Raw genomic sequence first — 13255 nt, 5'->3', positions numbered from 1 at the left:
TTTTCGGGGTTCACTTCAATTTGTTCATACTGGGTGTTTTTTGTAGGAACTTTATAAATTGATTACTAGTAAGTGGTTTACTGAAATAGTAACCCTGCATATATTTACAGTTGTGTTTTTGCAGAAATTTAAGTTGTTTTTCAGTTTCAATTCCTTCGGCAACGACTGAAAGATTTAAAGTATTTGCGAGGGAAAGGATTGTAGAAACGATGGCTCTTTCTTCAGGACGATGATCAGCTAATTGTGTAAACTCCCTCGGTACTTTTAATGTGTCAATTGGAAAAATCGATAAATAGGCAAGAGAAGAATACCCGGTACCGAAGTCATCAATGGAAGTTTGGATACCGTATTCTTTCAATTGTTTCAGTCTTAATAGCGTTTCTTTCTCATCGATCATTGCAATTCTTTCTGTTAACTCAAGTGTTACATATTTTGGATCGACTTGCACATCGTTTAATATTTGTGAAATGTTTTCAATTAATTGCTCTTGCTGGAATTCTTTTGCGGATAAATTAACACTTATGTTTAAATCTTTGTAACCGAAAGAATGCCATATTTTTAAATGGTGACAAGATTCTTTTAATACCCAATGTCCAAGTGGAATGATCTGTGGAGTTTCTTCTACAATAGGAATGAACTCACAAGGCGGGATTTCACCTAGCAGTGGGTGCTTCCAGCGTATTAATGCTTCAGTACCAATAATCTTTTTCGTTGTAATATCAATTTGTGGTTGATATACGAGATAGAACTCCTTATTCACTAAAGCAATTGGTAAATCTTTTTCAATTCGAGCTTTTCGTTCCATTTTTTTATATAGTTCTTTCGTGTAAAGAGAACTACCGTTTTTTCCTTTATTCTTTGCTTCGTACATGGCCATATCGGCATGCTGCAAAATAGATAGCGGATCTTCACCTGCTTCAGGGTATATTGCGATTCCGATACTCGGTGAGATTTGTAAATGTTGATTTTCGATTTCGAATGGCTCATTCATATCCGCTACAATCATATCCGCTATTTTTTGCACATCTAACTTCTTTTTATAATTTTCGATAAGGATTGTGAATTCATCCCCAGCTAGTCGCGCAAGTTTCATATTTGGTGTTGCCATTTGCTCGAGCCTTTTTGCTACTGCAATTAGTAATAGATCTCCTACTCGATGACCGAGTGTATCATTAATAACTTTAAAGCGGTCTAGGTCGAGAAACATAACAGCAAAAGGCCTTTTCGATATTTTTGCCCGTGCAATCGCATTCTCTAAATGTTGATGAAATGCACGTCGATTTGCAAGCTCTGTTAACGTATCATGGTATGCTAGGAAATTAATTTGTTCTTGTTGTTGTTTGCTTTCCGTAATATCTTTAATCATTAAATAAACTCCAGAAATTTTCTCCTTTAAAAAGATCGGTACGGCGGTAACATGCAAGTAGTAAATATCTCTGTTTTTATGGTACGCCCGTATTTCTAAAGAGATAGAATATCCTTTCTTTACACGATGAAAGGCGTTAATCATTTCTTCTAAATCTTCTTCGTATATGAGTGAATAGTAAGGCTGGTTTAATAATTCATTCGTTTGATAACCGAGCAAAGTAGTACCAGCGTTATTTACTTTGAGAAAATTACCGTACAAATCTAATGTGAAGATTGGATCTGGATGATGCTCGTATAAAGATTTAAACATTTGTTGATTATGATAGAGTTCATTTTTCTGTTCTACTAAATCTTCTGTACGTAGCTCAATTTGTTTCTCGAGTTCTGAGTTGAATTGCATTTGAGCTAGCAATAATATTTTATTTTGTTTTCGAACTAAACTATGGCGTATGAGAACGAAAGAGAAAGTTATCATAAGCCCAATTACTACAATCGGTGCAAAAACGTATTCAACTAATATAAAAACAATAAGCATTACTACTGAAATATAAGGTAATGATAATCGGATTGATTCACCAATTTTAGGTGTTAGTAGCACTTGTTCTTGTTTTTCAGGTTCTTTTGTATGGAGAATACAGGCGATTGCTACTAGTACTAAGGTTACTTGATAGAAAGGAGTAACTGTAAACATAGAATACTGTGGTGTGAAGTATTTTATATAAGCATAAATCGCATCTGTAGTAGCATATAAAATTAAAGCACTGCCAAGAAGCGCACCAACCTTTTTAGGTAATAAGGATAGTGGTTTGAATAAAAGATTGATTCCTATTAAGAGAAAGAGTAGATCAGCCATTGGATAGGTAAGTTGAACAAATATGTCGATATAAGATGTTGTAAAAACGTGAATGGTTCGTTCAATAAGTAAGTAGTAACTTAAAGTAAATTGGGCTGTAACGATAATGCAAATATCACATATCATAAAAAGCTTTTCTAATAAATCTCGGTTATAAATGATTTCGTATAGAAAGGCAAATGTAAAACTAATTAAAAAAAGTAAGTAAAAAAAGTCAGACGGATCAACGAACGTATAGAAGTCCTTTGCAATTAAACGCTGATAGGCAACGACTATATCACCGATAAAATAAGAGAGCGCACCAACAGATAATATGATCCAAAATAAACGAGGTAGCCCTTCTTTCATGTTTGAAAAGTAAAGTATATAACTACAAGCGATAATATCAATTAATAGGGTACTCATTCCGATTAATAGCTGAAAAGGAAATGAGTATTCATATAGAAAAGGCATCGCTACGTAATGAATCGTTATAGACAGTAATACAATGCTTATAAGAATACTTACATGTGTTTGTTTTCTCATTTATATCACCCACGGTATATACATATAAATTCCTCTTTTTATTTTTTACGCTTTCTTGAAAAATATATATAATTTCTATACTTATTTTGCAAAGGTATAGCGAGTTATAAAAATAGATTTTAATAATTCTTGTTTCTGTCTCCCAACATATCGACATAGGAATTTGAAGTTTGCTATAATGATTAAAATAGTTGCATTATTTAGAAAAATTTAAAAATAATAATTACTGCAACTAGGACATATTGTTTACTATGTGAACTTGTTCTTAATTTAGGGGGGAGGGTTTCACAATGGCAAGTGTATATGAAAATAGTTATATGATCGTTTTGATTTTCTTGCTATTAGGTATATTGCTGCCGGTAGTGGCTCTTACATTAGGAAGGATGCTGCGCCCACATAAACCAAGTGCAGCAAAGGCGACGACGTATGAGAGTGGAATTGAGCCTTTTCATGATGCAAATATTCGGTTTCATGCTCGTTATTATATTTTCGCTTTATTGTTTGTGATCTTTGATGTAGAAACTTTATTTTTATATCCTTGGGCCGTTGCGTATGACAAGCTAGGTTTATTTGCATTAATCGAAATGCTCATCTTTGTTGTAATGTTGCTAGTTGGATTAGCGTATGCTTGGAAAAAGAAGGTGTTACAATGGTTATAAATTTTGAGGAATTACATCCAAATGAGCGAGCAGAATTAGAACGAAATATCTTTTTTTCTACATTGGAACAGTTGAAAGGATGGGCGAGGAGCAACTCTTTATGGCCGATGACATTCGGACTGGCATGCTGTGCAATTGAAATGATGGGAGTAGGCTCATCACATTACGATTTAGATCGATTTGGGTCATTTTTTCGGACTTCACCAAGGCAATCGGACGTCATGATTGTATCGGGAACAGTAACGAAGAAGATGGCTCCTATTGTTCGGCGCTTATATGATCAAATGCCCGAACCGAAATGGGTTATTGCGATGGGATCTTGTGCGACAGCTGGTGGTCCGTATGTAAATTCATATGCTGTTGTGAAAGGTGTAGACCAAATCGTACCAGTTGATGTGTATATTCCCGGTTGTCCACCAAATCCAGCTGCTTTAATCTATGGAATTAATAAATTAAAAGAGAAAATTCGTTACGAGGCAAAGACCGGAAAGCAGGTGACGAATAAATGAGTAATCCAAATAAAGATTTAGAGGATCTGAAAAAAGAAGCAGCTAGGCGTGCGAAAGAAGAAGCGAGAAAACGCCTTGTAGCGAAACACGAGACGGAAATAAGTGAACTTGAGGAGGAAGATCGAGAAAAAGAGAAAGCGCTACCAAAAAATGATGGTATCACTATAGAAGAAGCAAAACAGCGTGCAGCAGCGGCAGCGTTAGCGAAGCAGAAAAGAGAAGGAACAGAAGAAGTAACGGAAGAAGAAAAAGCGAAAGCCAAGGCGAAGGCAGCAGCAGCTGCAAAAGCAAAAGCGGCAGCGTTAGCGAAGCAGAAAAGAGAAGGAATAGAAGAAGTAACGGAAGAAGAAAAAGCGAAAGCCAAGGCGAAGGCAGTAGCAGCAGCAAAGGCAAAAGCGGCAGCATTAGCGAAGCAGAAAGCCTCGCAAGGTGATGGAGATTCGGGAGATGAAAAGGCAAAGGCAATTGCAGCGGCAAAAGCGAAAGCAGCAGCGGCTGTAAGAGCGAAGACAAAGGGAGTTGAAGGTAAGAAGGAAGATGATGAGCCAAAGAAAGAAGAACCGTCTGTAAATCAGCCGTATTTAAATCAATATGTTGAGACTATTAGGGAGAAGATAGGAGCGGTAGCATTAGTAGATTCTTATATTAATAAACTGTCAAAGGATGTGCCGACTCTTGTGGTGGATCCCGCAAAATATTATGAAGTGATGGAGTCACTACGATTCCATGAGGGACTTGCTTTTGATTATATGTCAGAGCTACATGCGACGGATTTTGTGACACATATGGAAGTGTATGTTCATTTGTTTTCATATGGCAAGAAACAATCGGTAGCGGTGAAGGTAAAGCTAGACCGGGAAGCGCCGCAAGTCGAATCCGTGACAGCGCTTTGGAAAGGGGCCGACTGGCCGGAGCGAGAAGCATACGATTTGCTCGGCATTGTATTTAAAGGGCATCCGAATTTAACGCGTATTTTAATGCCAGATGATTGGGTAGGATATCCGCTTAGAAAAGACTATGAACCGTATGATGTGGAGGTGTAGCTATGATTCGTACGGAAGAGATGCTTTTGAATGTAGGACCTCAGCATCCGAGTACACATGGTGTGTTCAGGCTCGTAATTAAGATTGACGGGGAAATTATTAAAGAAGCTACACCGGTTATTGGGTATTTGCATCGCGGGACGGAAAAGATTGCTGAGAGCTTACAGTATACGCAAATTATCCCTTATACAGATCGAATGGACTATTTATCAGCCATGACGAATAATTACGTCATTTGCCATGCTGTAGAGACGATGATGGGACTTGAAATTCCGGAGCGTGCCGAATACTTGCGAGTACTTGCGATGGAGCTTGGAAGAATTGCGAGCCATCTCGTTTGGTGGGGGACGAATCTTCTTGATATAGGAGCGGTCAGCCCGTTTTTGTACGCATTTCGTGAACGAGAGATGATTATAAATCTATTAAATGAATTATGCGGGGCACGGCTTACCTTTAACTATATGAGAGTTGGCGGTGTGAAGTGGGATGCGCCGGATGGTTGGATTGAAAAGGTGGAAGAGTTTGTTCCGTATATGAGAGAGCAATTGGCAGGTTATCATGATCTTGTTAGCGGTAATGAGATTTTCTTAAATCGTGTGAAGGGCGTTGGTATATATAGCGCGGAAGAAGCGATTTCGTATTCTTTAAGCGGAGCAAATTTGCGGTGCACTGGAGTAAACTGGGATCTTCGCAAAGATGAGCCTTATTCGATTTATGATCGTTTTGATTTTGATATTCCTGTTGGAAACGTGGGAGATGCTTGGGATCGATACGTTTGCCGAATGCAAGAAATCGAGGAGTCTTTAAAGATTGTTGAGCAAGCAGTTCAGCAGTTCCCGAAAGATGGAGCTGTGCTGGCAAAAGTACCGAAAATTATTAAGGCACCTAAGGGAGAAGTGTTCGTCCGTATAGAGTCGCCGCGCGGAGAGATTGGTTGCTATATCGCTAGTGACGGAAAGAAAGAGCCGTACCGTTTGAAGTTTCGTAGGCCATCTTTTTATAACTTGCAAATTTTACCGAAGTTATTGAAAGGTGAAAACATCGCCAATTTAATTACGATTTTAGGTGGAGTTGATATTGTACTTGGGGAGGTTGATGGCTAATGATTGAGACACTCTTACAATCACCTTCAAGCTGGACGAATTTCTTCATTTTTTTCGGATTAGCGGTGCTTCTACTATTTGCAGTCCTTGGCTTCGTTACATATGGAATTTTGGCAGAACGGAAAGTGATGGGGTTTATGCAAGGGCGGATCGGACCGAACCAGGTTGGAGGCCGATTCGGTTTACTGCAAACGGTAGCTGATGTTTTAAAACTATTATTGAAAGAAGATAGTATTCCGAAAGCGGCAGATAAACCGCTGTTTATATTAGCACCTGTTATTGCATTTGCACCAGCATTCATGGTGCTCGCAGTTATCCCGTTCACTGACAAATTTCAGTTCGCAGATATTGGAGTAGGGCTGCTTTATTATATCGCTGTTTCCGGTATTACGACGATAGGTGTCGTAACTGGGGGATGGGCATCGAATAATAAGTACTCCCTTTTAGGAGGAATGCGTGCGGCGGCGCAAATGATCTCTTATGAAATTCCGCTCGTAATGAGCGTAATTGGTATCGTTTTGCTAGCCGGTAGCTTGAATCTAAATGAGATTGTAGCGGCGCAGGAGAAAGTTTGGTACATTTTCGTACAGCCAATTGGATTCGTCGTTTTCTTAATCGCAGCAGTAGCAGAGTTAAATAGGACGCCGTTCGATTTACCAGAAGCGGAGTCCGAACTTGTTTCTGGATATCATACGGAATACTCAGGTTTTCGCTGGGCGTTTTTCATGCTTTCAGAGTACGTATATTTCTTCGGGATGGCATCGTTAATTACAGTGCTCTTTTTAGGCGGCTGGAATCCAGTCATGTTTCTTGGATTTATTCCAGGTGCCGTATGGTTTGCTTTGAAATTTAGCAGTATAGTCTTTCTATTAATTTGGTTCCGTGTTACGTTCCCGCGTATAAGAGGTGACCAGTTAATGGAGTTTGGTTGGAAAGTATTATTGCCGATTGCACTTGCAAATATTTTCTTAACGGCATTGATTAAGGAGTTATTCTTCTAATCTATGAGGGGGGTGCCAGTAAGAGATGAAAGGACTATTTAAAGGATTAAAATATACATTAAGTAATTTGAGTAAGAAAAAGGTAACGTATGATTATCCAAATCAACCGTTGCCACTGCCAGACCGTTTTCGAGGGATTCAAAAATTTTATCCAGAAAAATGTATTGTTTGTAATCAGTGCTCCAACATTTGTCCAACAGATTGTATTCAGTTAACGGGGAAAAAACATCCGGATCCTACGAAAAAAGGAAAGATTATCGATACGTACGATATTAATTTTGAAATTTGTATTCTTTGTGATTTATGTACAGAAGTTTGTCCGACAGAGGCAATTGTCATGACAAATAACTTTGAACTCGCGGAATATTCACGTGATGACTTATTTAAAAATTTGCAGTGGCTTGACGAAAACGACGAAAACGTCAGGAAGGAGAATAAGGCATGAATGGCGAGTTTGTAGCATTCTTTATACTAGCCTTGTCTGCAATTATCGGCGGTGTTCTTATGTTGAACTTAACGAAAGTTATGCACATGATGCTAGCTCTCGTTCTGACATTTCTCAGCATTGCAGGTTTGTATTTTCTATTATCAGCCGAATTTATAGGCGTTGCACAAATTTTACTTTACTCTGGCGCAATCACAATCATTATGATTTTCGGCATTATGCTAACGAAACATAACGCGGAAAATGAATCGCGTCTTACTCTTCGAAAATGGATTATCTTCTTTGCAGTTGTAGCATTTGGAGCGGTTATGTATTTCGCTGTGAATAATGTTGATTTTGCAAATGAAAGCACACAAGGAAGTTTACCTCTCCATGAAAACAATACACTTCAAATCGGTACGCTTCTCTATTCAAAATATATTATTCCGTTTGAACTAACTTCAGTTATTTTACTTGTAGCACTTGTTGGCGCGATTATACTTGCGAAAAAGGACGAGAAAGAGGAGGATTCCAATGAGTAGCGTTCCTGCTTCTGCATATTTAACGCTTGCGATTATTTTGTTTTGCATCGGTCTATTTGGAGCTTTAACAAAGCGAAATACAGTAATCGTATTAGTTTGTATCGAATTAATGCTGAATGCTGCCAATTTAAACTTAGTGGCGTTTAGTAAGTTAGGTTTATTTCCGAATTTAACAGGTCAAATTTTCTCACTGTTTACGATGGCTGTAGCGGCAGCGGAAGCGGCGGTAGGACTCGCTATTTTGATTGCTTTGTATCGTAATCGTACGACAGTTCAGGTGGATGAAATGGATACGCTCAAAGGATAGCATTGTGACCGAAAAAGGGGGAAGGAAACAATGATCGATTATGCATGGCTCATACCGCTTTTCCCACTCGTTTCGTTTTTGTTACTTATTATATTCGGGAAGAAAATTAGAGAAGGAAGCAGCATACTTAGTATTTTTTTCGTCTTTCTCTCATTTATACTTGCGGTACTTGTATTAATAGAAAGGTTTTCAGAAGTAAGCGTGAAGCATAAGTGGGTGTGGCTTAGAGCTGGAGATGTTGATATATCATTCGGCTTTGAAGTGACTGCATTAGGAGCTTTAATGTTGTTTATCGTTACGCTTGTGAGTCTGCTTGTACATGTGTATTCGAAAGGTTATATGAAAGGTGATGAACGATTACCAACCTTTTACGCATACTTAGGACTCTTTACATTTGCGATGTTAGGGCTCGTTATATCAACGAATTTATTACAGCTTTATATATTTTGGGAATTAGTTGGTCTTGGTTCATTTTTACTTATCGGTTTTTATTTCTTTAAAGAAGAAGCGAAGGCTGCTGCCAAAAAGGCTTTTATTATGACCCGTATTGGGGATGTTGGTCTATTTATCGGGATGATTTTAATTTTTTGTTACGCAGGTAGTTTTGAATATGATGCAATATTTAGGGCGATTTATACAGGGGATCTACCTCCGGCCATGATTACAATAACAGCGATATTAATTTTTATCGGGGCGATGGGGAAATCAGGTCAGTTCCCACTTCATACGTGGTTGCCAGATGCAATGGAAGGGCCAACGCCCGTTTCGGCACTTATTCACGCGGCAACGATGGTCGCAGCTGGCGTATATTTAGTAGCAACGATGTTCCCTCTATTTTCAGCAAGTACAGTGGCGATGCAGACCGTAGCAATCGTTGGAGCTTTCACTGCAATTTTTGCGGCCTCTATCGGTCTCGTGCAAACAGATATAAAGAGGGTACTTGCTTATTCTACAGTTAGCCAGCTCGGGTATATGATGCTTGCGTTAGGTTCTGCCGGTTATGTAGCTGGAATATTCCATTTAACGACACATGCTTTTTTTAAAGCACTACTATTTTTGGCGGCAGGAAGTGTAATTCACGCTGTGCATACGCAAAACATTAATAAAATGGGCGGTTTACAGAAGAAGATGAAAGTAACTGGTGCACTATTTTTAATAGGTACCCTTGCCATTAGCGGGGTTCCGCTCCTTTCCGGTTTTTTCAGCAAAGATGAAATTTTAGCGGCGACTTGGATGAATGGCAATTACGTTTTATTTACTTTAGCAGTAATTGCGGCGTTTTTAACAGCGTTTTATATGTTCCGCCTATACTTTCTTGTCTTTACTGGAGAAACGAAGACGAAGGAAGAAGTGCATGAATCGCCTCGCGTTATGACGTATCCGATGATTGTTCTCGGCGTTCTTGCGGTAGTGGCAGGATATATAAATACACCATGGTTTGGGACGTTTCTCGGAGATTGGTTGACGAAAGATGTAGGGTTTAAGGTTGAAGAAGCGCATGGACCAGTTTGGATTATGATTGTTGCGACACTCATTTCATTTGCGGGAATCGCTCTTGCATATTTCATATATGGCAAGAAATCAATTTCTAGAGATTGGGCTGGGGGGACGGAAACATCGCTTTATAATCTTTTGAAAGAAAAATATTATGTGGATGAACTATACAACATGACGGTGATCCCTATTACGAAAGGAATCGCTCATGTGCTTCGCTTATTTGAAGTGTATGTAGTCGAAGGAATTGCAGTTTTAATTGGAAGTGTAGTTAAAGGCATAAGTAATCTAGGGTCGAAACTTCAAAACGGGAATGTACAAGTGTACGGTACTGTAACAGCGGTTTCGCTCGCTGTACTCGTCATTATTTTGCTCTATACGGGAGGGGATTTACGATGAATGATTTGTTGTTAACGTTCTTCATTTTTTCCCCGCTTTTAGGAATTTTATTGCTTGTATTAACACCGAAAAAGGAATTGCGTACAGTGCGGGCGCTTGGCTTATTTGGGACGGCGCTTCCATTTGGAATCGCTATCGTCCTCGCTTGTACATATGTTTCTGGAAAGAGTTTGTCACTATTTGATGAAAAGGTAAAATGGATTAAGTTTGGAGATTTTACGGCGGTGGATAAAAGGTGGTTTTCTATTTATTACGAGCTCGGCATTGATGGTTTGTCGCTTGTCATGATGGTGCTGACAGCTCTTCTAGCGATGCTTGCAGCAATTGCAGCATTTTCTATTAAAAGAAATTTAAAAGCATTTTATATGCTGTTACTCATGTTAGAAATAGGTATGCTCGGCGTCTTTGCTGCTCAAAATTTAATGTTGTTTTTTATCTTCTTTGAAATTACTTTGCCACCAATGTTCTTGTTAATTGGGAAGTGGGGAAAATTGTCGAGTGAAAAGGCTGCGTATAGTTATTTAATATATAACGGTATTGGCTCAGCTATTTTGCTCATTGTTTTCTCAATTTTGTTCGCGAAAACAGGTACAACAAATATTGTGGAGCTGAAAGAGATATTGAGAAGCGTAAGTGCAGGGGGAGAACTCGTCATCCCAGGTAGCTTGCAGCTTGGTGTATTTATTGCCATAATGATTGCCTTTGCAATTAAACTACCTGTTTTTCCGTTGCATCGCTGGATGGTCAATGTACACATAGAAGCGCATCCAGCTGTAGTTATGCTTCATGCGGGCGTTTTGCTAAAGATTGGAGCGTACGGTATTATTCGCTTCGGGAAAGGGCTATTCCCGGAATATTTTCACGATGTTGCAACGCTAATTGCGATATTAGGCGTAGTTAATTTATTATACGGTGCCTTGTTAGCGCTCATCCAAACGGACTTTAGGAAAGTGCTGGCTTACTCTAGTATTTCGCATATGGGAATTGTGTTAATGGGACTTGCGTCACTTAATGCACCTGGTACACAAGGAGCGCTATTCCAAGTTGTATCACACGGTTTAATTGCAGCCTTGCTCTTCTTCCTACTGGGTGTTGTAGAACAGCGCTTTGGAACTTCGGACATTACGGCGCTAGGTGGACTTGCAAGAAGTGTACCGATACTTAGCGGATTCTTTTTAGCAGGAGGGATGGCATCGCTTGGATTACCGGGGATGTCTGGGTTTGTTAGCGAATTTCTTACTTTTCTCGGTTTATTCCAAGGGAAACCAGTCATTGCTGCAGTCGGTGTGCTGGGCATCATTTTAACCGCTGTATACGTATTAAGAGCGACACTTCAAGTGACATTTGGAAAGAAAGAGTGGGAAGAAAAATCTGATATACACGGATGGGAGTACGTCCCTGTCTTACTACTTATCTTTTGTATTATTGCAATTGGAGTTATGCCAGAAATACTAGGGGATCCGCTTCAAAATACATTGAAAACATTGGGGGTGAAGTAGGGTGGATATGAATACGTTACTTAGCTTATCGTGGCATCTAATGGTGCCAGAATTTATTATTCTCGGGGCCGCCATCCTTCTTTCCATATGTGATTTGTTTTTTAAGCTGAACCATAGATATGTAGCTCTTGGTGCGATTGCTGCCATCGTATTAGCGATTGTGTCATTAATTACGCTATATAGCGAACCGGCTGGAGATATTTTAAATGGATCATTTGTGTTAGATGGATTTTCAAAAGGATTTAAAACGTTGCTATTAGGCGCCTCAGCTCTTATTTTATGCACCGCAATGAGCGATGATAAGAAGAATCCAATTGAAGATAAGGGCGAATATTATTACTTATTTTTAATGGCACTTCTTGGTGCGATGTTCATGGCTTCTAGTGTTGATTTTATCACCCTTTTCGTTGGTTTGGAGTTACTTTCACTTTCTTCCTATATTTTAGTAGGAATACGAAAAAAGAACCGTGCATCAAATGAAGCGGCAATGAAATACGTCATTAGCGGAGGAATTGGAACGGCGATTACGCTCTTTGGAATGAGTTATTTATACGGTATTACAGGTTCAACTAATATTGTAGATATGCAAAAGGTACTCACTGGGGAGCTCGCTAGTGGTATTCAGTTATTGCTAGCTCTCGCATTTCTTTTATTGCTAATTGGGCTCTCATTTAAAATTGCCACAGTGCCGTTTCATATGTGGGCACCTGATGTGTATGAAGGAGCGACTACACCTGTTACCGCCTTTCTTGGAACGATTTCTAAAGTTGCGGGATTTCTACTCATTATTCGTCTGTTCCTTATGGTTTTTGCAAGTGTATTAATACAAGGAGATATGCAATCTTTATATGGGCATATGAGTATATATATTGCGGTGCTAGCAAGTATTACGATGATTGTTGGGAATGTAGTTGCGTTAAAACAATACAATATAAAGCGTTTATTTGCTTATTCAGGCATTGCACATGCGGGGTATTTACTCGTTCCACTTGTGGCACTATCACCATTTACGATGGATAGCATGTGGTTTTATATGTTGGCATACATGCTTATGAATATAGGCGCGTTTGCCATTATCCACGGCTTAATCTTACAAAAAGATAAGGAAAACATAACGATTTTTACCGGATTATATAAAAGATCACCAATTACAGCGATAATGATGACAATCTTTATTTTATCGCTGGCCGGGATACCAGGAACGGCTGGTTTCATTGGAAAGATTAACATCTTTTTAGGTGCGCTTCATGTAGAGCCAGCGCGTTACGTACTAGCTTCGATTATGATGGGTACGACAGTTGTTTCATTCGTATATTATTTCCGTATTTTACAACAAATGTTTTTCCGCACAGGAGAGACAGAAGAGAGGATACGGTTACCGTTAAATATAAAGGTTGTTATGAGCCTTTGTGCAATTTCGATTGTAATACTAGGGATTATGCCGATGATTGGGTACAATTTCTTTTATGAATATTTTCCATTAATGAAAGATTTCTTCTTCTTAGGGAACGTGGTACAATAGTGAAAAT

Annotated in this window: 12 protein-coding genes; 11 read left to right on the top strand and 1 reads right to left on the bottom strand. The window is 39.0% G+C overall.

Annotation, left to right across the window (positions count from 1 at the left end):
- Window positions 1-10: 10 nt before the first annotated feature.
- The gene (locus COK05_RS28890; protein WP_098615263.1) at window positions 11-2746 is read right to left on the bottom strand and encodes a putative bifunctional diguanylate cyclase/phosphodiesterase; all 2736 of its coding nucleotides are present in this window, start codon (window positions 2744-2746) and stop codon (window positions 11-13) included.
- 290 nt (window positions 2747-3036) lie between these two features.
- On the opposite strand from COK05_RS28890, the gene nuoA reads away from it, so the two are divergent.
- The 11 genes from nuoA to nuoN are packed head-to-tail and all read left to right on the top strand — an operon-like array spanning window position 3037 to window position 13248.
- On the top strand, window positions 3037-3405 hold the full coding sequence (nuoA, locus tag COK05_RS28885; protein WP_097902978.1) for an NADH-quinone oxidoreductase subunit NuoA: 369 nt from the start codon (window positions 3037-3039) through the stop codon (window positions 3403-3405).
- The gene (gene nuoB / locus COK05_RS28880; RefSeq protein ID WP_000236331.1) at window positions 3396-3914 is read left to right on the top strand and encodes an NADH-quinone oxidoreductase subunit NuoB; all 519 of its coding nucleotides are present in this window, start codon (window positions 3396-3398) and stop codon (window positions 3912-3914) included. The genes nuoA and nuoB overlap by 10 nt, the downstream gene beginning before the upstream one ends.
- Complete coding sequence (locus COK05_RS28875) at window positions 3911-4957, top strand: NADH-quinone oxidoreductase subunit C (protein WP_098615262.1); 1047 nt, start codon at window positions 3911-3913, stop codon at window positions 4955-4957. The genes nuoB and COK05_RS28875 overlap by 4 nt, the downstream gene beginning before the upstream one ends.
- A gap of 2 nt (window positions 4958-4959) precedes the next feature.
- The gene (nuoD, locus tag COK05_RS28870; RefSeq protein ID WP_098615261.1) at window positions 4960-6060 is read left to right on the top strand and encodes an NADH-quinone oxidoreductase subunit NuoD; all 1101 of its coding nucleotides are present in this window, start codon (window positions 4960-4962) and stop codon (window positions 6058-6060) included.
- Entirely contained in the window at window positions 6060-7061 is a 1002-nt protein-coding gene (nuoH, locus tag COK05_RS28865) for an NADH-quinone oxidoreductase subunit NuoH (RefSeq protein WP_098392111.1), read from the top strand. The genes nuoD and nuoH overlap by 1 nt, the downstream gene beginning before the upstream one ends.
- Before the next feature lie 25 nt (window positions 7062-7086).
- Window positions 7087-7506 carry an NADH-quinone oxidoreductase subunit NuoI gene (gene nuoI / locus COK05_RS28860; protein WP_000677191.1) on the top strand — a complete coding sequence of 140 codons (420 nt, stop codon included), beginning with the start codon at window positions 7087-7089 and terminating at the stop codon, window positions 7504-7506.
- Window positions 7503-8027, top strand: a complete 525-nt coding sequence (locus tag COK05_RS28855) for an NADH-quinone oxidoreductase subunit J (RefSeq protein ID WP_098615260.1) — start codon at window positions 7503-7505, stop codon at window positions 8025-8027. Before nuoI ends, COK05_RS28855 begins: the two co-directional genes overlap by 4 nt.
- Entirely contained in the window at window positions 8020-8334 is a 315-nt protein-coding gene (nuoK, locus tag COK05_RS28850; protein WP_000100079.1) for an NADH-quinone oxidoreductase subunit NuoK, read from the top strand. Before COK05_RS28855 ends, nuoK begins: the two co-directional genes overlap by 8 nt.
- 30 nt (window positions 8335-8364) lie before the next feature.
- Window positions 8365-10227 carry an NADH-quinone oxidoreductase subunit L gene (nuoL, locus tag COK05_RS28845; RefSeq protein ID WP_098615259.1) on the top strand — a complete coding sequence of 621 codons (1863 nt, stop codon included), beginning with the start codon at window positions 8365-8367 and terminating at the stop codon, window positions 10225-10227.
- Complete coding sequence (locus COK05_RS28840; protein ID WP_098615258.1) at window positions 10224-11726, top strand: NADH-quinone oxidoreductase subunit M; 1503 nt, start codon at window positions 10224-10226, stop codon at window positions 11724-11726. Before nuoL ends, COK05_RS28840 begins: the two co-directional genes overlap by 4 nt.
- Window positions 11727-11733: 7 nt before the next feature.
- A complete protein-coding gene (gene nuoN, locus COK05_RS28835; protein WP_141539294.1) occupies window positions 11734-13248 on the top strand; it encodes an NADH-quinone oxidoreductase subunit NuoN in 1515 nt (504 codons plus the stop codon).
- The last annotated feature ends 7 nt before the right edge of the window (window positions 13249-13255 follow it).

The organism is Bacillus cereus (assembly GCF_002567495.1).
Classification (GTDB): domain Bacteria; phylum Bacillota; class Bacilli; order Bacillales; family Bacillaceae_G; genus Bacillus_A; species Bacillus_A cereus_AQ.
This window is presented reverse-complemented; position numbering and strand designations above follow the sequence as displayed.

Bases quoted from the DNA above. Each gene is read 5' to 3' on its own strand.
- nuoK (WP_000100079.1), top strand. From the start codon at position 8,020: ATGAGTAGCGTTCCTGCTTCTGCATATTTAACGCTTGCGATTATTTTG.
- nuoI (WP_000677191.1), top strand. From the start codon at position 7,087: ATGAAAGGACTATTTAAAGGATTAAAATATACATTAAGTAATTTGAGT.
- nuoH (WP_098392111.1), top strand. From the start codon at position 6,060: ATGATTGAGACACTCTTACAATCACCTTCAAGCTGGACGAATTTCTTC.
- COK05_RS28890 (WP_098615263.1), bottom strand. From the start codon at position 2,746: ATGAGAAAACAAACACATGTAAGTATTCTTATAAGCATTGTATTACTG.
- nuoN (WP_141539294.1), top strand. From the start codon at position 11,734: ATGAATACGTTACTTAGCTTATCGTGGCATCTAATGGTGCCAGAATTT.
- nuoD (WP_098615261.1), top strand. From the start codon at position 4,960: ATGATTCGTACGGAAGAGATGCTTTTGAATGTAGGACCTCAGCATCCG.
- nuoA (WP_097902978.1), top strand. From the start codon at position 3,037: ATGGCAAGTGTATATGAAAATAGTTATATGATCGTTTTGATTTTCTTG.
- COK05_RS28875 (WP_098615262.1), top strand. From the start codon at position 3,911: ATGAGTAATCCAAATAAAGATTTAGAGGATCTGAAAAAAGAAGCAGCT.
- COK05_RS28840 (WP_098615258.1), top strand. From the start codon at position 10,224: ATGAATGATTTGTTGTTAACGTTCTTCATTTTTTCCCCGCTTTTAGGA.
- nuoL (WP_098615259.1), top strand. From the start codon at position 8,365: ATGATCGATTATGCATGGCTCATACCGCTTTTCCCACTCGTTTCGTTT.
- COK05_RS28855 (WP_098615260.1), top strand. From the start codon at position 7,503: ATGAATGGCGAGTTTGTAGCATTCTTTATACTAGCCTTGTCTGCAATT.
- nuoB (WP_000236331.1), top strand. From the start codon at position 3,396: ATGGTTATAAATTTTGAGGAATTACATCCAAATGAGCGAGCAGAATTA.